This window comes from Thermonema sp. (assembly GCF_026003375.1).
GTDB lineage: Bacteria > Bacteroidota > Bacteroidia > Cytophagales > Thermonemataceae > Thermonema > Thermonema rossianum.
In genome coordinates, this window is sequence record NZ_BPHD01000001.1 from 875,758 (window position 1) to 896,518 (window position 20,761).

At 50.3% G+C, this 20,761-nt stretch carries 14 protein-coding genes and 1 pseudogene; 6 read left to right on the forward strand and 9 right to left on the reverse strand.

Annotation, left to right across the window (positions count from 1 at the left end; translation table 11 throughout):
* Window positions 1-2: 2 nt before the first annotated feature.
* Window positions 3-2,939 carry an FAD-binding and (Fe-S)-binding domain-containing protein gene (locus QVE43_RS03705; RefSeq protein ID WP_288004389.1) on the reverse strand — a complete coding sequence of 979 codons (2,937 nt, stop codon included), beginning with the start codon at window positions 2,937-2,939 and terminating at the stop codon, window positions 3-5.
* A gap of 192 nt (window positions 2,940-3,131) precedes the next feature.
* Here QVE43_RS03705 and QVE43_RS03710 point away from each other — a divergent pair, with 192 nt between their 5' ends.
* Window positions 3,132-5,534, forward strand: a complete 2,403-nt coding sequence (locus QVE43_RS03710; protein WP_288004391.1) for a WG repeat-containing protein — start codon at window positions 3,132-3,134, stop codon at window positions 5,532-5,534.
* 83 nt (window positions 5,535-5,617) lie between these two features.
* Window positions 5,618-7,651, forward strand: coding sequence for an OmpA family protein (locus tag QVE43_RS03715; protein WP_288004393.1), 2,034 nt, complete (start codon window positions 5,618-5,620; stop codon window positions 7,649-7,651).
* A gap of 549 nt (window positions 7,652-8,200) precedes the next feature.
* Here QVE43_RS03715 and QVE43_RS03720 read toward each other — a convergent pair.
* The 5 genes from QVE43_RS03720 to QVE43_RS03740 form a co-directional block, all read right to left on the reverse strand.
* Entirely contained in the window at window positions 8,201-8,629 is a 429-nt protein-coding gene (locus QVE43_RS03720) for a RidA family protein (protein ID WP_038032923.1), read from the reverse strand.
* Window positions 8,622-10,067 carry an aldehyde dehydrogenase gene (locus tag QVE43_RS03725; protein WP_288004396.1) on the reverse strand — a complete coding sequence of 482 codons (1,446 nt, stop codon included), beginning with the start codon at window positions 10,065-10,067 and terminating at the stop codon, window positions 8,622-8,624. The genes QVE43_RS03720 and QVE43_RS03725 overlap by 8 nt, the downstream gene beginning before the upstream one ends.
* A gap of 36 nt (window positions 10,068-10,103) precedes the next feature.
* Window positions 10,104-11,084: a tryptophan--tRNA ligase gene (gene trpS / locus QVE43_RS03730; protein ID WP_038032921.1), complete on the reverse strand. Its 981-nt coding sequence runs from the start codon at window positions 11,082-11,084 to the stop codon at window positions 10,104-10,106.
* Between the two features lie 53 nt (window positions 11,085-11,137).
* Window positions 11,138-11,878 carry a peptidylprolyl isomerase gene (locus QVE43_RS03735; RefSeq protein ID WP_288004398.1) on the reverse strand — a complete coding sequence of 247 codons (741 nt, stop codon included), beginning with the start codon at window positions 11,876-11,878 and terminating at the stop codon, window positions 11,138-11,140.
* A gap of 72 nt (window positions 11,879-11,950) precedes the next feature.
* Complete coding sequence (locus QVE43_RS03740; RefSeq protein WP_288004400.1) at window positions 11,951-12,832, reverse strand: diacylglycerol kinase family protein; 882 nt, start codon at window positions 12,830-12,832, stop codon at window positions 11,951-11,953.
* 296 nt (window positions 12,833-13,128) lie between these two features.
* On the opposite strand from QVE43_RS03740, the gene QVE43_RS03745 reads away from it, so the two are divergent.
* Complete coding sequence (locus tag QVE43_RS03745) at window positions 13,129-13,626, forward strand: MarR family winged helix-turn-helix transcriptional regulator (RefSeq protein ID WP_288004402.1); 498 nt, start codon at window positions 13,129-13,131, stop codon at window positions 13,624-13,626.
* A gap of 155 nt (window positions 13,627-13,781) precedes the next feature.
* Window positions 13,782-14,260: pseudogene (locus QVE43_RS03750) on the forward strand (STAS domain-containing protein); the annotation flags it as partial.
* Between the two features lie 76 nt (window positions 14,261-14,336).
* Here QVE43_RS03750 and QVE43_RS03755 read toward each other — a convergent pair.
* Window positions 14,337-15,758, reverse strand: a complete 1,422-nt coding sequence (locus tag QVE43_RS03755) for an aldehyde dehydrogenase (RefSeq protein ID WP_288004404.1) — start codon at window positions 15,756-15,758, stop codon at window positions 14,337-14,339.
* A gap of 84 nt (window positions 15,759-15,842) precedes the next feature.
* On the reverse strand, window positions 15,843-17,096 hold the full coding sequence (locus QVE43_RS03760; protein WP_288004406.1) for a pitrilysin family protein: 1,254 nt from the start codon (window positions 17,094-17,096) through the stop codon (window positions 15,843-15,845).
* A 260-nt stretch (window positions 17,097-17,356) separates the two neighbouring features.
* Here QVE43_RS03760 and QVE43_RS03765 point away from each other — a divergent pair, with 260 nt between their 5' ends.
* Window positions 17,357-18,355, forward strand: coding sequence for a beta-ketoacyl-ACP synthase III (locus QVE43_RS03765; RefSeq protein ID WP_038032912.1), 999 nt, complete (start codon window positions 17,357-17,359; stop codon window positions 18,353-18,355).
* A gap of 21 nt (window positions 18,356-18,376) precedes the next feature.
* Complete coding sequence (locus QVE43_RS03770; protein ID WP_288004409.1) at window positions 18,377-18,754, forward strand: CoA-binding protein; 378 nt, start codon at window positions 18,377-18,379, stop codon at window positions 18,752-18,754.
* 9 nt (window positions 18,755-18,763) lie between these two features.
* Here QVE43_RS03770 and QVE43_RS03775 read toward each other — a convergent pair whose 3' ends face one another.
* Window positions 18,764-20,326 (reverse strand): class I SAM-dependent DNA methyltransferase, encoded by a 1,563-nt coding sequence (locus tag QVE43_RS03775; RefSeq protein WP_288004411.1) that lies wholly within the window; start codon window positions 20,324-20,326, stop codon window positions 18,764-18,766.
* Between the last annotated feature and the right edge of the window lie 435 nt (window positions 20,327-20,761).

Here is a 20,761-nt window from a genome sequence, read left to right on the forward strand (position 1 = left end):
GACTATTCACTCTTTTTCAGTGCCTCATATAGAACTTCTGCCAAGTGCATGGCCTGCCGGCCGGTGCCGTCGGCTATTTGATGCCGGCAGCTGGTGCCCGAGGCCAGCACTATGTCACCCGGGGCAGCCTGTCGTACGGCAGGAAACAGCACCAACTCCCCTATTTTCATCGATAAGTCGTAATGCTCTTTTTCATAACCAAAAGAGCCTGCCATACCACAGCATCCCGAAGGTATAAAACGCACAGAAAGGCCGGGAATCAACGATAGCGCCTTGCGCGTGTAGGTGAGCGAAGACAATGCTTTCTGGTGGCAGTGTCCATGCACCCATATTGTACGGTCCAGTGCCTTGAAAGCACTGTTTGAAATAGCCCCTGCTTCCATTTGCTGCGCCAAAAACTCATCGAGCAGCAGGGCTTTTTCTGCTACTGCCTTTGCTTTACTTTGCAAGGTGCCGGAAAGCAAATCGGGATATTCGTCACGAAAACTAAGAATGGCAGATGGTTCAACCCCCAACAACACTGCCGGCTGCTCTATGAGCAAAGGGGCAAATATTTCCACGTTGCGTCGTGCATAGTTTTGTGCTTCTTTGAGCAAGCCTTTGGAAATACAGGCTCTGCCTGAAGGAAAGTGCTTTACCCGGCGCACTTCATAGCCCAATGCCAGCAGCAGTTCGGTCATGGCTATGCCGGCCGGCACATCGTGATAGTTAGTAAACTCATCTACAAAAAGATACACCACCGTGCGCTGCGAGGCAGTGGTTTGGCCCGCTGCCAAACGTTTGTTGAGATATTGCGCCCAAGTGCGGCGGTGCAGACGGGGCAAGCTACGCTGTGGTGCCATGCCCATCAGGCGTTTGACAAGCGCCCCACGCCCCAGCCTGTTGTAGAGCGATGGCAGCAAAGCAGCCCAACGCATGACTTTGTCTATGGAAGCAATCAGGCGGCTGCGCCATGGAATGCCTTTTTCGCAATAGTATTGATAAAGGAACTCCGCTTTCATCTTTGCCACATCCACATTCGAGGGGCATTCTGCCTTGCACCCTTTACACGAAAGGCAAAGGTCCATGACTTCGTGGATTTCATCATGTGCAAAGCGGTTGGACTTGGGCGAGTGGGTCAAAAACTCCCGTAAAATATTGGCTCGTGCCCGGGTGGTGTCTTTTTCGTCGAGTGTAGCCATATAGCTGGGACACATGGTGCCGCCCCGGTGGTGCGTACGCCGGCATTCGGCAGTACCATTGCACATTTCTGCCATACGCAGAATGCCCAGGCTACTATCGAAATTCAGCAGCGTGGGGATGTCAGGCGTGGGCTGCCCCGGCTCAAAACGCAAGGAGGTGTTCATGGGGGGCGTGTCCACTATTTTGCCCGGGTTGAAAATATTCTGCGGGTCGAAGGCTTTTTTCACTTCTTTCAACCAGGCATATACCTGCTCGCCCAACATGAAGGGAATGAACTCGCCACGCAGGCGCCCATCGCCGTGTTCACCACTCAAAGAGCCGCGATAGCGCTTTACCAGTGCGGCAACTTCTTCCAAGATGGTCCGGAAAAGTGCATTTCCTTCTTTGGTTTTCAAATTGATGATGGGACGCAAATGCAATTCGCCATCACCGGCATGGGCGTAGTGTACCGAATACAGTCCGTATTTTTTCAGTATGTCGTTGAACTCGCGGATATAATCGGGCAGGTCGCGCACATCTACGGCCGTGTCTTCTATGACGGGCACCGGCTTGGCATCGCCGGGCATATTGGACAACAAGCCCAAGCCGGCTTTGCGCAGCGTCCACACTTTTTGAATATCATCGCCGGTCACGATAGGATGATGATAGCCGTAGCCCGCTTCTTTCAAATGGGCTACCAATTGTTTTGCCCGCTCGATGGCTTTGTGCTCGCTATGGTCCGAAATTTCCACCATCAGGATAGCAGCCGGGTCGCCTTTTACAAAAAAGCGGTTCTGCTGCTGTTCTATGTTGTTTTTTGTACACTCAAGCACATAGTGGTCCATCAGTTCCGAAGCGGTGGGCCGGTGCTCCAAAGCCAACAGATTGGCACGCAGCGATTCGTCAATACTTTCACAGTGAATACAAACCAGTGCTTTGTGAGGAGGCGGCAAAGGCTCCAGGTTCAATTCCAGCTCTGTCATGAGCATCAAGGTCCCTTCCGAGCCGGCAAGCAAGGTGCACAGGTTAAAAGGTGTGCCGTCTTCTTGGAAAGGGCGATGCCGCAACAGCAAATCCAAGGCATAGCCGGTATTGCGGCGCCGGATGCTGCTTTTGGGATATTGACGCTCGATTTCCCGCCGGTTTGCCGGTTCTATCAATATGTTGTAAAGCGTGCGGTATATCTGCCCTTCCGGGTCGCCGGCTTGCAGCTTGGCATAAAACGCTTCGTCAGACAAAGCATGGATATGACGGTAATGCCCATCGCCCATGAATCCTTTGACAGACAGCAGGTGGTCACGTGTGCTGCCATATACCAATGAATTGGCACCACACGAGTTGTTGCCCACCATGCCCCCAATCATTGCCCGGTTGGCGGTAGAAGTCTCCGGGGCAAAAAACAATCCATATTCTTTGAGCGCCATGTTCAAGTTATCGCGAATCACACCGGGTTGCACACGTACACGCCTGCGCGCCGGGTCTATATTCAGAATTTGCCGCATATGACGCGACACATCCACCACCACGCCATTGCCTACCACCTGCCCTGCCAATGAAGTGCCGGCGGTGCGCGGAATCAAAGCAAAACCATACTCAAGCGCTGCCCGCACCAACAGAGCCACTTCTTCTTCGTTGCGCGGGCAAGCCACCGCCGCCGGCAGCTCCCTGTAAGCCGAAGCGTCGGTTGCATATAACCGGCGCATGGTCTCATCAGTAAAAAAGCCGCCTTTTATCTCTGATTGTAAAGCACGAAAGACACTAAGAATTGAAGCACTCATGGGGCTGTAGCTTATGTTTTGTTCTTTACGGCAAGGTACATTTTTCTAATAAAAATGTAGTACTGCCTTTCAACAATCCTTTTAACTTTGCTTTCTTTACGAATGCCGCACCGGGCATCAAATATTGACGTCCTTCACTCTTACACAAAATCTTAGCATCTTTGTAAGATAAAAAGTGACTTTCCTGACACCATGCGCCATCTGCTTGTTTTTCGTTTTCTGCTTACCGGCTGTCTGTCATTGCTTGCCATATCTTGGGGGCATGCCCAAACGCTTTTCGTTCAACGCTCTGCGCAAGGGCTTTACGGCTACAGCCCCACGCCCGGCCATGATGGCTTTGTTATTCCGCCACGCTTTCAAAAAGCATTTCCTTTCATGCGCAGCGGCTATGCCAAAGTCATGGAAGCAGGCCGGTGGGGGCTTATCGACAGCAAGGGGAAGTTTGTGCTTCCGCCACAGTATGACTACATCGGCTGGGCAGACGACTACTACTGGATAGACTACCGGCGCCATGGCAATGTAGCCGACGGCTCTCTTCAGCAAGACAGCTACAATCAGCTCATAGGATTCGTGCAAAACGGGCTGTGGGGTTTGGTGCATATCCCTACGGGCAAAGTGGTGCTTCCGGCTCAATATGATGCCATTCGCTATCCACAATCCGGCCTGCTGGCAATAGGCAAACGGCAAGGCAAAGACACCTTGTGGGGATTGCACACTTTAAAAAACAAGGTAGTGCTGCCCCTTCAATACCACTTCATGCAGAGTGTGGAAAGGGGCAAATACTGGATTGTGGGCAAGCGTCAGGCAAGCGGAAAGTGGTTGTTTGGTGCTATTGACTTCAAGGGGAAAGTCATATGGGATATTGCCTTCCAAGGGCTGCGTTTTGAACAGGGCTTTTGGCTTGTGCGCCGTCAAAGCCGCTGGCAAGCCTATCAAGAGCAGACATTGACACCTCACTTTGGCGGACGTGCATGGGACGCCCTGCATATCGTAGATGCTGCCCACGCCATCGTGCAAGAAAGTGGGCGCTGGGGCGTATGCGATGCCCAAGGCCGGCTGCTGCTGCCACTTCAATACCGCGCCATTTATGCCATCCACGACAAACGCTACCGGGTGGCACCTTTCCCCGAATGGCAGTTCTATGATGAAAGGGGCGAACAACAGGCAGTGCTCTGCCTGGCAGACATCTTCCCGGTCGATGCCCAACTATTGGCATACAGCTTAGACGGCCGCAGTGGCTTTCTGTCGCCCGGCGGCAAGCTCCTGACACCGCCACAATACGAATACATTCAGCCGGTAGGCGACGGGCTTTGTCTTGTACGCGACAGCAGCGGCTGCTATGTGCTGAACCGGGCATTTGAGCGCATCACCCCTCCTGCTGACAGTGTGCGCACCGATCTGCCGGGCTTTTTCAGCGTTTACAAAGAAGGCCAATGGGCGCTTTACGATGCAAACAAAAAGCAACTTATTCCCTTTGGCGCCTATGAAGATATTCGCCCGTTTCACTTTGAGCGCTTTGCCGTGAAGCAAAAGGGGCAATGGGGCATCATGGACCGCCTGAGCCGCTGGGTGGTTGCGCCGCGCTTCGATAGCCTGCTTGCCTATGTTCCCCCTTACTGGATAGTGCAAGTAGAACAAAAGCAAGGGCTTTATTCCGAAGCTGCACAACAGTGGATGGTAGAGCCTGCTGCCGATTCCCTGCTACTGCTCAGCCGTTATGCCTGCTTAATCAAGCAAAACCATGACTGGCAGCTGCTGCGCTTGCCACAGGGTGAGCCGGGGGGGAAAGTTCATGAATGGAAGCAACTCAATCAAGACCTTTACCTTGTGCGCTATGGGGGACATGAAGGTGTTTTCAATCGATTGGGACAATGGATCATAGAACCACTTTACGAGCGCATACTCGGGCTTTCGCAAGACGGCATTTTTACTGTATATCATGAAGGAAAATATGGTCTGGTAAGCAACACAGGCGAATGGCTGCTGCCGCTGCGTCCTTTTGGCGCCTTGGGACTGGCACAGCAAGGCTTGGTGCCGGTGCGCGAAGGCAGCAGCTGGGGTTTTGTGAGCACACGCGGCAACAAGCGCATCAGCACGCGCTATGGCGATGTAAAGCCCTTTTCAGAAGGGCTGGCTGCCGTGCAAATAGCCGGAAAGTGGGGCTTCATAGATACATGGGAAACACTACGCATACAGCCGCGCTATGCAGAAGCCGAAAGTTTTCAAGCAGGTACGGCCATTGTAAAATACCAAGACAAGTGGGGCGTTATCAATAAGGAAGGTAAAACCGTAGTGCCTTTCGAATATGACAGCATTGAGCGCCTGCCCGGCGGCTGGTGGTTGGTAAGCAAAGCAAATCAACAGGGCATTGTGGACACTCAAGGCATTGAGCGCTTGCATACGGATTATGAGCAGGTTGTGCTGCTGAATGAACAAATAGTGGTGGTCAAACAGCAAGGGCACTGGGGCTTATTACGTATGGATGGCTTCATGCTGGCAGCGCCTGTATTTGACAGTTATAAACATGATACCGCCAGTGGCCTGTTGAGTTTCAAACGGGAACTGCCATGGCAAACTATAGACTTGACAGATTAAACGCATACGGTTCTCTACAAAAAATTGATTATTTTAGGCGAAGTTTATAGATTAAAAACGAAGGTACACATCAACGGTTTCTCATGAAAAAGTATGTTTTTTTGCTTTCTGCGTTGTTTGGTTTATGGGCACAGGCACTATGGGCTCAAATGCAAGCCCCGGAGGTTTATTGGGCAGACCAAGTGCTGGAGTATTCCTCTTATTACACACGCCTCGATGACCCCAAACAGTATGCCCCCGAACAGGTGCTGGGACCGCCCAACGGCTTTTTAAGCAACGGCAGTGGCGAAAGTCCGGTCATGTGGGCGCCCTCTACCCCCAACGCCAATGAAGAGTTCATCAAAGTAGGGTTTTCCAAGCCGGTCAAAGGGGTGCGGCAGGTGGTAGTAGCCGAATGCAGCCGCCCGGGCGCTATCCGTGAAATATATTTCTACGATACCGACGACAACCCCTACTTGGTTTATCGAAACACCAATCTGGGACCATTACGCGAAAAAAGCCGCCTTTTCAGCGTAAGCGTTTCGCCCACCTCCTATGCGGTCAAAAGTGTAAAGGTCATTCTTTCACCGGTGAAGGTGCCCGGCTATAATTGCATCGACGCCATCGGCATTTCTACGGATACTGCCCCCGTAAAACCACATATTCCCGTTGCCGACGACGTATTTGAATGGAAAGCCACCGCCGAAAAACTCAGCGAAACCATCAATAGCCCTTATATCGAAATAGCCCCCAACATATCGCCCGACGGCACAATACTCTATTTTACCCGCGAAAACCACCCGCAAAACATACCACTTGTCAATGAGCGGGGCGAAAAAGAATACCGCCAGGATGTATGGTACAGCAAAATCAACCCGGACCTGTCGTTTAGCGAGCCGGTCAATTTGGGTCCTCCCATCAACAACCCATCACACAACTCCTCTTTTTCCATTTCTGCCGATGGCACCACCATGCTCATCAACAATGTGTATCTTCCTGACGGCAGCATGAAAAAAGGGGTGTCTATTGCCAAAAAAATTGACGGCAAGTGGACACAGCCCGAAGAGCTCATCATCGAAGGGTTTGAAAACAGCAGTCAGTTCTCGGAATACTGCCTCTCTGCCGACGGGCAGGTGTTGCTCATGGCCATCAAGATGGCAGACACCCATGGGGGCAAAGATTTATACGTATCTTTTAAGAAAGGCGAAAAACGCTTTTCCAAGCCCCGTAATTTAGGCCCGGTCATCAATACCGCCGCCAACGAAATGTCGCCTTTCCTTGCTGCCGATGGCAAAACCCTTTACTTTGCCAGCACCGGGCATCCCGGCTACGGCTCGTCGGATATATTCATGAGCCGCCGCCTCGATGACAGCTGGACCAACTGGACCCCTCCCAAAAACTTGGGACCGGCAGTCAACACCAAAGGCTGGGAAGCCTATTTTAGTATTTCAGCCTCCGGCGAATATGCTTATTTCGTATCCAACGAAGACATTTATCGCATACAAGTCAGTATAAAAAGCCGCCCGAAGGTAGTGATTATGCTCACCGGACAGGTGCGCAATGAGCGTACCAAAGCCCCCATTGCTGCCGAAGTGAAAATAAGCTCCGATGACACCACCTTCACCATCGAAAGCGATGCACAGGGCATGTATCAAGCATCGCTGGAGCCACAGAAAAAGTATGTGGTGCATGCAAGTGCCAAAGGGTTCTTTCCTGCCGAGGTGACCATTGACCTTTCAGACAAAAAAGAATACACGGAGGTGGTCAAAGATATTGAACTGACACCCCTCGAAAAAGGCAATAAAATCCGTCTTGAAAACATATATTTTGCCCGGGGGCGTGCCGACCTGCTGCCCGAGTCCTACCCTACCTTGGATGCCCTGGCTGAAACCCTCAAAGAAAACCCCAACACAGTCATTCTGTTGGAAGGGCACACCGAGCCGTATGGCAACAAAAAGTCGCTCATCAAACTTTCCGAAGACCGGGTAAAGGCTGTAGGCAGCTACCTGATTCGCAAGGGCATAGACCCCAAACGCATCAAATACAAAGCCTATGGCGGCACACGTCCCTTGACCATGAAAGATGACGAAGCAAGCCGTGCTTTGAACCGGCGGGTAGAGGTGAAAGTACTCAAATAAGAAGCCAAAGGCTGCCCTTCCCGGGCAGCCTTCTTTTTTATACACTCAAAGAAATCCCTGCCGCTGCAAAATGTAGCCAGCCATTTCGAACGGAGCGCAGCACAGCCTGTCATTTCGAACCGAACGCAGTGAGGTGAGAAATCTCAAAGCCCAACAAGCAACAAGAAATAAAAGAGATTTCTCGCTTGCGCTCGAAATGACAAGAGGGGAGTTGAAAGAAAAAGAAGGACCCGAAAAGATAAGGGGAAGGCATAAAGTAGGCAGAGAAGGCAAAAAACAAGAAATTGCTCGTGCAGAAAAAACTTTTTTGTCATCTCGAACGGAGCGCAGCACAGCCTGTCATTTCGAACCGAACGCAGTGAGGTGAGAAATCTCAAAGCCCACCAAGCAACAAGAAGTAAAAGAGATTTCTCGCTTGCGCTCGAAATGACAAGAGGGAAACCACCAAATGGCTGCGAGGAAAAAGCACAAATAAGCAAAGGGGGACGCTTGAAGCGCCAAAAGCAATCGAAATGAGAAAGACAAAGTGAAAAAGCTTTCTCGATGGCATTACTCTACCACCGCTATCACCTTCAACTCTACCGCAATGGGTGTAGGCAGCGCCCCCACTTCCACGGTGGTGCGTGTGGGCTGTACTTCGCCGAAATACTCCTTGTACACTTGGTTGAAGGCGGCAAAGTCGCGCTTCATATTGGTAAGAAACACCGTCACATCCACAATGTCTTCCCAACGGGCACCTGCCTCTTCCAGCACAAGGCGAATATTTTCAAAAACGGCCTTTGCCTGTTCCACTATGTCGTAATCCACTATTTCGCCTTGTTCGTTGTAAATAGCCCCGGGGATTTCTTTCTGCCCCCGGCGGCGCGGTCCCATACCACACAAAAAAAGCAGGTTGCCTACCCGTTTGGCATGCGGGTAGGGACCAACCGGCTCGGCAGCCCGTTGGCTGTAGATGGTTTCTATTTGCGGTTTACTCATAGCGTATGCACACGTTTTTAGGTTCTGTAAAGAAACGCAGGGCATCGAAGCCCCCCTCGCGCCCCACGCCCGACGCCTTCATGCCGCCGAAGGGGGTGCGCAGGTCGCGCAGCATCCAACTATTCACCCACACGATGCCCGCTTCTATGGCTGCCGCCACGCGGTGAGCACGTGCCAGGTTTTGCGTCCAAACCGAAGCCGAAAGACCATAGGGTGTGGCATTGGCAAGATGAACGGCTTCTTCTTCGGTCTCGAAAGGGATGAGCGTAACCACCGGACCAAAGATTTCTTCCTGATTGGTGCGGCAATGGGCATCCAGCCCCTCAATGACAGTGGGTGCCATAAAATACCCATTGGCACAACGCCCCGCCGGCTGCAGGGCAACACCGCCGGTCAATACCGTGCCTCCCTCCTCTTTTGCCAAGTCAATATAAGACAGCACCTTTTGGCGGTGCGCTTCGGAAATCAAAGCGCCCAAGTCTGTGGCGGGGTCCAGCGGGTCGCCTATGCGCAAGCGCTGTGTTCTTTCTACAAAATCTTTTTTAAATCGCTCATACAAAGAGGCTTCAATCAGCACGCGCGAACCACACAAGCATATTTCGCCTTGGTTGCGGAAGGCTGCCCGCACGCTGGTCTCGAGTGCCTGCTCGTAGTCGGCATCAGCAAAAACGATGGTGGGGTTTTTGCCGCCCAACTCCAAAGACAACTTTTTGAAGCGAGGGGCTGCCAACTCTGCAATGCGTGCACCGGTGCGCGTGCCGCCGGTAAAAGAAACCGCCTTCACTTGTGGATGCAACACCATGGGTTCGCCTACCTCTGTCCCCACCCCATGCACGATATTCAGCACACCGGGCGGCAGGCCTGCCTCTTGGCACAATCCGGCCAAGAGGGTGGCAGTTACGGGCGTAAGTTCCGAAGGCTTGGCTACTACACAGTTGCCGGCTGCCAGCGCCGGTGCTATTTTCCAAGTGAACAAATACAGTGGCAGGTTCCAGGGGGAAATGCAGGCAACCACCCCTAAGGGTTGCCGCAACACATAATTGATAGCGTGTGTGTCGGTTTGGTAGCTTTCCGATGCCATCTGCATGATGGCAGTGGCAAAAAACTCGAAATTCAGGGCTGCCCGCGGAATATCTACCTGCTGTGCCAAAGACAGAGGCTTGCCCGTATCGCGGCTTTCTGCTTCTGCCCACATGGCCAAACGCGCTTCTATGCCTTCGGCTATACGCATCAGATAGTGGGCGCGTTGCCGCACCGGCATGGAAGCCCAAGCGGGAAAAGCAGCCCGGGCTGCCTGCACGGCCGCTTCTACATCGGCAGCAGTACCCGCCGCCACTTCGGCATATACCTGCCCGGTGGCCGGCTCCACCACAGGCAGGAAGTCACCCGAGGCAGGCGGGCACCATTGCCCATTGATATAATGCATGAAGCGTTGCATAGTAAGCTCCGTTTGATGCTTTCGTAATCGACGACTTTAAGCAAAGCCCATCACCCGGCGCACCCGCTGCAGGGTTTTGTGTGCTATCTCCCTTGCTTTTTCTTCACCTTCACGCAAGATAGCGTCCAGCTCTTGGGGGTTACTCATATAATGATTGAACAGCTCCCGCTCTTTTTCAAACTTCTTTTCAATCAATTCATACAGTGCCTGCTTGGCATGCCCATAACCATAGCCTCCTTTCAGGTAGTTTTGGCGCATGGCTTCCACCTCTTCGGGGCTTGCCAGCAGACTGTACAGCTTAAACACATTGCAGGTGTCGGGGTTTTTGGGTTCTTCAAGGGGGGTGCTGTCGGTGACTATCGACATGATTTGCTTGCGCAGGGGCTTGCCACTCAAAAACACATCAATGGTGTTGCCGTAGGATTTACTCATCTTCTGCCCATCGGTGCCGGGCACGGTCATTACCTGCTCCTGAATGCGTGCTTCGGGCAACACAAACACTTCTTCGCCATAGTGGTGGTTGATGCGCTCGGCAATGTCGCGCGTGATTTCGAGGTGCTGTTGTTGGTCTTTGCCTACCGGTACAATATTGGCATCGTAAAGCAAAATATCGGCAGCCATCAATACCGGATAGGTAAACAAGCCGGTGCTTACAAACTCCTCGCCCAGCTTTTCGGACTTGTCTTTAAACGAATGAGCCAGTTTCAAGCGCGAATAAGGCATAAAGCAAGACAGGTACCAAGTAAGCTCAGTTACTTCGGGCACGCGCGACTGGCGATAAAAATAGTTTTTCTTGGTATCGAAGCCAAAAGCCAACCATGCGGCAGCCACGGCATTGGTGTTTTCTATGCGCTGAGCCGCATCCCGGATGGTGGTCAGCGAGTGAAGGTCCGCAATAAAAAAGAAAGATTCGGTGTCCGGGTTTTTCGACAACTCAATAGCCGGCAAAATGGCACCCAGGATATTGCCTAAATGGGGGCGCCCTGAACTTTGAATACCCGTCAATACGCGTGTCATAAGGTTTTTGAAGGTTTTATATTTGGCATTTAAACATACTGAAAATCAAAACACTACAAATAATCGGGGAAGCGATAGCCAAAGCGCTTTTCTATTTTCTTCCGGCTCATTTTTTTCACTTTCATGCGCATACGCACATCTTGTTTGGGGCGATCGTTGGCATCGGTTTCTACGGCAGCAATTTTATCGACTACTTCCATGCCGGCAATCACTTCCCCAAAGACGGTATAGTTTTGGTCCAGATGGGGAATGCCACCTACCGTCTTATAGGTTTCTATCTGTTCGGGCGTAAATTGCACACCGGTACGCTTAGAAATGGCAGCAATTTGTTCGTCGGTCAGTTTTTTGCCCTGCACAATATAGAATTGACAACCGGAAGAAGCTTTTTCGGGGTTGTTGTCGCGGGCAGCCCCCACAGCCCCCCGCTTGTGATAGAGACGTGCATCAAATTCGGCATCGATACGATAGCCCACATCGCCATCGCCCAAAAGCTGTCCTGCTTTTGCATTGCGCGAGTCAGGGTCGCCCCCCTGAATCACGAAGTGCTCAATGACGCGGTGAAAAAGCAAGCCGTCATAAAATCCTTGTTTGGCGAGCTTCAAAAAGTTTTCCTTGTGTTTGGGCGCCAGATCATATAAAAGCAACACTATCTGCCCGTAGTCGGTATCGATGAAAACCAAAGGCTCTTTTCCTTTCTTGTGTGGCTTTTGTGATGCCTTGTCTTGCGCCCGGGCAGCTACTCCCGTAAACAGAAAAACAAGCATCAGGGCGAGAATGCCGTATGGTCTTTTCATAAAAACAGTTCATTTAAAAGGTTGAACAAAAGCGAAGCGGTGCAAAAGCTAATAAATTCCCGGGAATAATGCTTAGCGAGGCACTATCAAATGCAAGGCACGGGGCTCTATTTCCACATGCAAGCGGTTGCCTTCATACACATTTTCGCCATCGAGATGGCTCACTGCCGCCCGTTTCCGGTAAAATGTAACTTGTTTCACACACCGGTGCTCATAAAAACTAAAAGCAGGCAGTTTTTTAACAAACAAGGCACCACCTACAAGGGGCATTTTCCATTTGGGAAAAGGTTTCAGCAGGCACAAATCCAAATATCCGTCGTCGGCAGTTGCCTGCGGGGCAATATAGGCATTGTTCCCATACTGTGATATATTGGCTACCGTAGCCGAAAAAATGGAATAAGCATGCCGCCCTTCGCCCCAGTCTATTTCTACCTCTTCGGGGCGATAAGTGGCGAACACCTCCAAGGTGCTGCGCACATAGGTCATAAAACCACGGGCTTGGTAGGAAGCAAAGCGTTCAGACACCGCCGCATCGAAGCCAATGCCGGTTGTGCATAAAAACACCTTGCCGTTGATGCGCCCCACATCCATGCAAATGGTTTTGCCCTGCTTCAACAATGCCAAGGCTTTTTGGGGGCGTAAAGGAATGCCAAAATGCCGGGCCAGGCCGTTGCCCGAACCGAAAGGCACCACCCCCAAAGGCACCGGTGTGCCCAACAATGCCTGTGCCACTTCATTGATGGTGCCATCGCCCCCGACGGCCACCACCGCCCGGCAAGGCTGCTCAATGGCCCGGCGGCTAAGCTCCGTAGCATCGCCCGGCGCCTGCGTATAGTGAATGTCTATCTGCCATGCTTCTTTCGAAAAGAAATCACGTATCCACCCGGCAAAGCCCTCTTTGTTTTTGCCCCCGGCAATTGGATTGACAATAAAAACCAAGCGTTGTGCGTTCATGAGAATATGCGAGTATCTGAAGCGTAAAAATACAATCCTTTCACAAACGGCAAGCATTATAAAAAGGTGGACATGCTATTTTCAAAGCGATTGCCGCAGAACATAAAACTCATTGTTTTCACAAAAAAAATTGCGAAAAAGCAGTTTTCATTTTTAAAGATTTATACTTATATTACTCAATGCTTCGCGCACTACATAGCCCACCTTTTGCCTTCCTTCATGTTCTTATCGTGTTTTATGTTTAACTTTCGCTGTTAAGATAAGCAGCAAGTACACAAAAGCAAACATGTGTTTATATGAATAAAAGTATGCAAAAAGAGAAGCGCTCCATTGGACTGTTTTTCTATTTACTTGACAAAATGTATAACCGGACCCTTGCTTACGAATTACATTTTGCCCCTGTCGATAGGCATTTTCATACACTTTGGTTAATTCATGAACACCAAAACAAGATAAGTCAGCAACAACTGTCCGACTTATTGAAGGTAGATAAAGCAGCCATGACCCGCATCGTGCGTGATTTGGAAAGAAAGGGCGTGATTATACGACGCGAAAACCCCCATGACGGGCGCTCCTACTGGCTAAGCCTTACACGTAAAGGCGAAAAGACTGTACAAGATGCACTGGAAGCCATCGACGAGCTTCATGCAGAAGTGTTCATGGGATTCAGCAAAGAAGAAGAAGAGCAATTTCTGCATATGCTCAAACGGATATACCAAAATTTAAGCATGCAGCCCAACAGTGACGTATTCTTAGAGTTTTTGGAAAAACAAGAAGAAAAAGAAAACATATAGCTCCCGTTCAATCTCTTCTTTTTTAGACGCAGCCGGCAACTTTTCATATCGACTGCGGTCTTTTCTTATAGTAAGAGAAAGTGGTAAAGCAAATAGTTTTCGATTGGGGAAAAAAACTTCATAAAAACCTTAATACCCTTTTAATTTCTTTGCAAAAGACATTAACCAAGTTTCCACAATCAGACGTACTGGTTATGGTATTGGTCACGGTGGTTACGGTAATGCCGCACAACCGGCACCGGCAGTTATCATAGGCGTCATCATTGCAGCCCTGGTTTTTGCATGGGACAACGCCAAACGCATACGGGCAAGAAAGCGTATCGACGAGCAGGGCGTAAAACATTATGAAATCTACGGTCCTCTTTTTTTCGGTTCTGTCACTGCTTTCAATGAAAAGTTTGACGTACACAACGACCCCAACGAAGTCATCATCGACTTTGCCGAAAGCCGTATTGCCGACATATCTGCCATAGAAGCCTTAAACAAAGTGACGGAACGCTACCGGAAAGCCGGCAAAAAAGTGCATCTCAAACATCTGAGTCCGGACTGCCGCCGTTTGCTACAAAGGGCAGATGCGGTAATTGAAGTCAATGTAATGGAAGACCCAAGCTACAAGGTCATGAGCGATGCCTAATGCCTTCCCAAAAAAGCAGCCCGGCAACGCACCGGGCTGTCTGCTTTTATGGGCAATAAAATAAAAGGTTTTCATTTTACAGAATCCACTTCACCAGCTTTTTCACCATATTCAACTTGCCTTCATAAGGCGCATAGCGCAAGGGCACATCCAGCCAAGTGGCATGTTTTACAATGCCTTTGTAATGAGTGAAGGCATCAAACCCATATTTGCCGTGATAGTTGCCCATGCCGCTGGGTCCAATGCCGCCAAACGGCAGATGATGGTTAGCCAGGTGCACTACCACATCATTTACACATCCGCCCCCAAAAGGCACCCGCTCAATCAAAAGCTGCTCGGTCTTTTTGTCATTGGTAAAAATATACATGGACAAGGGGTGCGGCATGCGCTGGAGGCGGTGCATCACCTCGTAAATATCGGTAAAGGTAAGCACCGGCAAAATAGGTCCGAACAATTCCTCTTCCATCAAAGAATCATCCCAACCTACTCCATCTACGATGGTGGGCGCAATATACAGCTGCGTGGCATCGAGCTGCCCGCCATGCACGACGCGCCCCTTGGTGCGCTCCAGCAGTTTCGACAGGCGCTCGAAATGGCGGCTGTTCACTATACGCGGAAAGTCGGGACTCAATTCGGGCTCTTCGCCGTAAAATTCTTTTATATACTTCACGGCATGGTGCAAAAACAACTCTTTTACTTCTTCATGCACCAGTACAAAGTCGGGCGCCACACAGGTTTGCCCGGCATTGACCATCTTGCCCCAGATGATGCGCTTGGCGGCTGTCTCTATGTTGGCGGAAGCATCTATAACCGCCGGGCTCTTGCCGCCCAGCTCCAAGACAACCGGGGTAAGATGCTTGGCGGCTGCCTCCATCACTATCTTGCCTACGCGGGTGCTGCCCGTAAAAAATATTTTATCCCATGCTTGTTCAAGCAGCTTTTGGCTTACCTCCACGCCGCCTTCTACGGTAGCCATAAAGCGGGGGTCGAAATAGCGGTCGGTCAGTTGCTTGATGAGCGCCGAGGTATGTGGCGACAGCTCCGAAGGCTTCAATACCACACAGTTGCCCGCAGCAATGGCCGGTATGGCCGGTGCTATGGTTAAATGAAGCGGGTAATTCCAAGCGCCTATGATCAGACAAACGCCAAAAGGCTGCGGATAGACGTAGTCAGAAGAAGGGAAGTTCAACAAAGAAGAAGCCACTCGTTTGGGAGCAGCCCAATCATCTATGTGTTTCAGCACAAAGTCAATTTCAGAAACCAGTACTGCTATTTCGGTCACAAAAGTTTCGAACGGTGACTTTTGGAAGTCTTTTTTGAGGGCTTCATAAATAGCCGCTTCATTTTCTTGCAAGGCTTTTTTCAATTGCACCAGTTGTTTCTTACGGAAACTCAGGGGCAATGTCTGTCCACTGTAAAAAAACGCTCTTTGCTCTTGCAGCAGCTTGTCTATGGAGACCGCTTCGGGAGGTGTTTGTGACAGGGTGGAAGTCTTCATGGCTTTTTAAGTTGATTCTCAACGAATTTAACATTTTCCTGCAAATAATTGTTCTGCCTGCAGTCAATCAAACAGGATACTGCTCTACTTTGCCTCACTGCCCGGTTCTGCTATGTAAAAGAGGGTGCTGCAATTGTTGGGGTTAAGCACTTCGGCAGCTACACGGTTTATGTCGCCAAGACTTACGGCACGAATACGCTCAAGCTCATGCTCTATGTTTGCTGCATTGCCCAACAGCTCAAAATAAGCCAAATGAAGCGCACGGTTCATCAACTCTACGTTGCCCATAGCCCAATCGGTAGCGGCTTGGTTTTTTACTTTCTCCAGTTCCCGCGCTTGCACGCCTTCTTGCAGCAGCTGCTCCACCACTTGCTCTATGGCGCGGTTGGCAGCTTCTATGGAGACACCTTCGTTCAGTTTGCCCTGAATCACCAATAAGCCGGGGTCCAAGTGCCCCATGATGTAAGCATATATTTCATGAAACAGGCGTTGTTCTTGTACCAGGGCTTTGTGCAAGCGCGACGACTCGCCGGCGCCCAACACATTGCTCAAAATGTCGGTGGCATAATAATCCGGATGGGTACGCCCTACCATATGATACGCCTTGTAAATAGCAGACAAGGGCACGGCAGCCTTCACTTCTTGAAAGCGGGCCTGAGTTTGAGGGGGCTCTTGGGGCAATTGCCTGTGGTATGGTTCGCCGGCAGGGATATCGCCATACCATTTTTTGACCAGCTGCCGTGCATGCGATGCCTTGATGTCGCCTGCAATTACCAGAATGGCCTGCTGCGGACGATAAAAACGGAAAAAGAAGTCCTTCACGTCGTCCATCGTTGCGCGCTCGATATGCGAAATATCTTTTCCTATGGTATTCCAGCGGTAAGGGTGCACCTTATATGCCAAGGGGCGCAGGTGCAGCCACACATCGCCATAGGGCTGATTCAAGTAGCGCTGTTTGAACTCTTCAATCACCACCTTTTTTTGCACATCCAGCACTTCTTGCTTAAAAGAAAGAGAAAGCATGCGGTCAGACTCAAGCCACAGGGCTGTTTCGATGTTGGCAGCCGGCAAAATATCGTAATAGTTGGTGAGGTCATTGCTGGTGAAAGCATTGGAGCTGCCTCCGGCTTTTTGCAGGGGTTCGTCAAAACTTTCGGCATGCGCAGAACCACCAAACATCAAATGTTCGAACAGATGAGCAAAGCCGGTTTTTTCGGGGTGCTCGTCGCGGGCGCCCACATCATATAAAGTATTGACCACCACCATGGGGGTTGTGTGGTCTTCGTGTACTATTACACGCAAACCGTTCGGTAAAGTAAATTTCTCAAAGTGAATCATAGAGCCATTTCAATTTAGAATAAAGGAAGCACTGCCCAACTAAGAAAAAGCAGGAAATCTGTTTTTCAAAAGGTGAAATTAATCAATAAAGCGGGAATATCCCCACTACCGCTGCCCGGGCAGCCCCCTGTTGGCAAGGCTGCACCGGATTTAAAAAAACGAAAAATAACAATTGAACTCTTCAAAGATATTCCATTCTTTTGTTAAGAAAGCAAGGCATTCGTAACTTTGCCCACCATGTCAAACCAAAAAGCAAACGCATGCCTTACGCAAAAATTACGGGATTGGGGTTCTATGTACCGGAAAATGTAGTGACCAATCATGACCTTACCCGGTATATGGACACCAGTGACGAATGGATTCGGGAACGTACCGGCATAGAGCAACGCCGTTTCTTTACCGAAGGCAAAGACACCACCGCCAAGATGGGGGCGCGCGCAGCCGCACAAGCCTTGGAACGTGCCGGCATCACTGCCGAAGAAATAGACTTCATCGTATTTGCTACCCTTAGCCCCGACTATTTCTTTCCCGGTGCGGGGGTTATTTTACAACGCCTGCTGCCCTTCCGCCAAATAGGTGCCTTGGATGTGCGGGCACAGTGTTCCGGTTTTATTTATGCACTATCGGTAGCCGATCAGTACATACGCAGCGGCATGTATAAAAAAATTCTGGTCATAGGTGCAGAAATACAGTCCAATATTATGGAACTGAGCGACCGGGGGCGTGCCGTAGCCGTGCTTTTCGGCGATGGTGCCGGTGCCGCCGTGGTGGAAGCTACCGACGATCCGGCGCATCGCATCTTATCTACCCACCTGCACTCAGACGGCAACTTTGCCGAGGATCTGTTTCTGGAGCACCCGGGGGCTGTGCTAAAACAACGCCTCACCCCACAAATGATTGAAGAAGGCAAGCACCTGCCCTTCATGCGAGGCAATGCCGTATTCAAACATGCCGTTACCCGCTTTCCGGAGGTCATACTTGAAGCGCTCGAAGCCAACGGTTACACGCCCGCAGACCTTGACCTGCTGGTGCCTCACCAAGCCAACTTGCGCATTGCCCAGCATGTGCAAAAAACCTTGAATCTGCGCGATGACCAAGTGTTTAACAACATACAAAAGTATGGCAACACTACTGCCGCCTCCATTCCCATTGCCCTGACGGAAGCATGGGAAGCCGGCAAGGTAAAACCCGGACACTTGGTTTGCCTGGCTGCCTTTGGCAGCGGCTTCACTTGGGCTTCGGCACTCATTCGCTGGTAACAAAGGGAAACCCATACGCTCATGCATAAAAAAACGCTCATATTAGGCGCCACGCCCAATCCCTCCCGTTATGCCTATATTGCGGCAAGCATGCTGCCGCAATATGGGCACCCTTTTGTGCCGGTAGGCATCAAAAAAGGCGAAGTGTTTGGGCAGAAAATTCTCTCCAAAGCGGAAGCAGAAGCCATGCTCAAGCCCCGGGACATCCACACCATCACCCTTTACGTGAACCCGCTGCGCCAACAAGAATGGTATGATTTTTTACTGAACTTGCAACCCCAACGCATCATTTTCAACCCGGGCACCGAAAACCCTGCCTTGGCAGAGCGGGCACAGGCACAAGGCATTGAAACGGTCGAAGCCTGCACCCTGGTGATGTTGCGCACGGGGCAATATTAGCCTGCCTGCCTAAAAGGGCAAAGGTTGTTGTGCAGGCGAGGGGCGTTCTCTTTGCTTTTGCTCCAGCAAATGTCGCTCCTCTTCCGGCAGCTTCAAAGTAAACTCTTGTAATACTTTTTTATTGTAGGCTTTCCAGCCACCCCGAAAATCACGGCTTGACACTGCAATGAAATCAGCCATGCGCCGGGAATTCAACTCGCGCAACAAGAAATCGTAATTGCCGGCATACTTGATGCAGTAGCCTGAATAAAAAGTAGTATCTTCGTTTTCCACTAATATAAAGCGGGGCACCTTGTTCATGGGCGAAAACAATATCTTCTTACCGAAGCTTGTATCCAGCCCTTGGCTTCTGCCGAAAGCATACCACGCCACCGGGTTGGGCTTGCCATTGTCCCTTTTGTCCAGCCATTCCTTCACGCTCAATAAATAATCATATGCCAAGGGGTAGGCGCGCTTCAGCCGTTCCTCGGCAATGATTTGATGCTTCCCGTTGATTTTTTCATAAGGAAACAGAACAAATTCGCGCACCGGCTCGTGGGAATCTTTCAATTTCGATGCTTTGATAATGGGCTTAAGAATGGCTTTTTCCATTTTCACCTTTCCGCGGTAGTGCGTATGGGCAATCACATAATCCGGCTCGCCCTCTATGGGTTCAAGTTGAAAAATATAAGCTTTGTCGCATAAGGTGGTAATACCCACATGAATATGGCAGATGTCGCCCAGGCGTACCCCTTCGTTCATGCCGTGGACCGCAACCCGCACGCTCAACTGCCAAAAGGGCTTCTCTTTCAGCTCTTCACAGCTTACTTTTCGCTGTTCAAAAGAGCGGGCGGTCTTTGCCTGTTCAAAAATAAAATGGTCTTGCCGCTTCCTGCCAAAAATAGTAATGGCACTGTAAGTAGTAGCGTTGTCAAATAGTTGTATGCTGCCGTAATTGGTGAGTTTGCGCAAAAGGCCGTATTCCAGAAAGTAGTTGCGCATGATACGGGCAGTTTCGCTGCTCAAAAAAGAGTTGGGCGTAATGAGTCCGCAAACGCCCCCGTCGTCCAACAGATGGTAACACAGTTCAAAGAAGGCTATGTAAATATCGGTTGAGCCGCTACGGCAAAAGGCATAGTGCTGTTGTATGAAACGGCGGTCTTCTTCGTGCAGGTGCTGAATGCGTATATAAGGCGGATTGCCCACAATAAAATCAAAAGGTTTGGCTTTCCGGTGCCGGCCTTCGCGTAATGCATCACATACTTTTATATTCCACCGTGGCTTCACGCCCAAAGGACGAACCAGCGCATCCAAGCGGGCAAGACAGTCTTGTACTGCCTGCGGGTCTATGTCCCAGCCGTGTACACATTCAAGGTTTTTTTCCAGCTGTTCCGCAGGCGAATAGCGGATGATGCGCTCAATGACCACTTCCAAAAAGCGACCGTCACCACAGGCAGGGTCCAAGATGCTTTTTCCCAATATGTGGGAACCGTCATAGCCCGTTTCGTTCAAAATCTTCTCCACCACAAAACGCGGGGTATATACTTGCCCCAGCAGTTTTTGACGGTCATACGTTTTGTTTAAAGACGCCATTATTGTTTTCTATCGGTGTTTACTCTTCTGTAATTCGCCGGTTTTTAATTCAATAATTGAGTCTAAAAAGATTGCTAACTGACAACTCATGTTTGAAGAGCATCAGTTACCCGCCTTTATTCATGCCAAGTGCTTTCCAAGGAACTGCTTTTACCATACAATTCGTCTCATCTATGATCTACGATGGCTACTGCTATAGCACAATGTGCCTATGGGGTACATTGCTCCTCGTTCTCGCTGGCCAGAGAGCTCTATTTTTCTATATCTTCTATTCACTTATAGTCTCTATTTTTTTAGCCTTCTTATCCTTCTGCAGCCCGGTAAGGTCCTTTTCCTATTTCGGCGTCTTGCAGTGCCTCAGTGATGGATTAACTGGGCATCAGGCAGTGCCTGCCCGTTGCATCTTTGCAGTTTCTGGCCAATCATCCCCTCAAA

Coding starts and splice junctions, on each gene's coding strand:
- QVE43_RS03725 (WP_288004396.1), bottom strand. CDS start 10,067: ATGCAACGCTTCATGCATTATATCAATGGGCAATGGTGCCCGCCTGCC.
- QVE43_RS03720 (WP_038032923.1), bottom strand. CDS start 8,629: ATGAGTAAACCGCAAATAGAAACCATCTACAGCCAACGGGCTGCCGAG.
- QVE43_RS03745 (WP_288004402.1), top strand. CDS start 13,129: ATGAATAAAAGTATGCAAAAAGAGAAGCGCTCCATTGGACTGTTTTTC.
- QVE43_RS03705 (WP_288004389.1), bottom strand. CDS start 2,939: ATGAGTGCTTCAATTCTTAGTGTCTTTCGTGCTTTACAATCAGAGATA.
- QVE43_RS03765 (WP_038032912.1), top strand. CDS start 17,357: ATGCCTTACGCAAAAATTACGGGATTGGGGTTCTATGTACCGGAAAAT.
- QVE43_RS03735 (WP_288004398.1), bottom strand. CDS start 11,878: ATGAAAAGACCATACGGCATTCTCGCCCTGATGCTTGTTTTTCTGTTT.
- QVE43_RS03775 (WP_288004411.1), bottom strand. CDS start 20,326: ATGGCGTCTTTAAACAAAACGTATGACCGTCAAAAACTGCTGGGGCAA.
- QVE43_RS03710 (WP_288004391.1), top strand. CDS start 3,132: ATGCGCCATCTGCTTGTTTTTCGTTTTCTGCTTACCGGCTGTCTGTCA.
- QVE43_RS03715 (WP_288004393.1), top strand. CDS start 5,618: ATGAAAAAGTATGTTTTTTTGCTTTCTGCGTTGTTTGGTTTATGGGCA.
- QVE43_RS03740 (WP_288004400.1), bottom strand. CDS start 12,832: ATGAACGCACAACGCTTGGTTTTTATTGTCAATCCAATTGCCGGGGGC.
- QVE43_RS03755 (WP_288004404.1), bottom strand. CDS start 15,758: ATGAAGACTTCCACCCTGTCACAAACACCTCCCGAAGCGGTCTCCATA.
- QVE43_RS03770 (WP_288004409.1), top strand. CDS start 18,377: ATGCATAAAAAAACGCTCATATTAGGCGCCACGCCCAATCCCTCCCGT.
- QVE43_RS03760 (WP_288004406.1), bottom strand. CDS start 17,096: ATGATTCACTTTGAGAAATTTACTTTACCGAACGGTTTGCGTGTAATA.
- trpS (WP_038032921.1), bottom strand. CDS start 11,084: ATGACACGCGTATTGACGGGTATTCAAAGTTCAGGGCGCCCCCATTTA.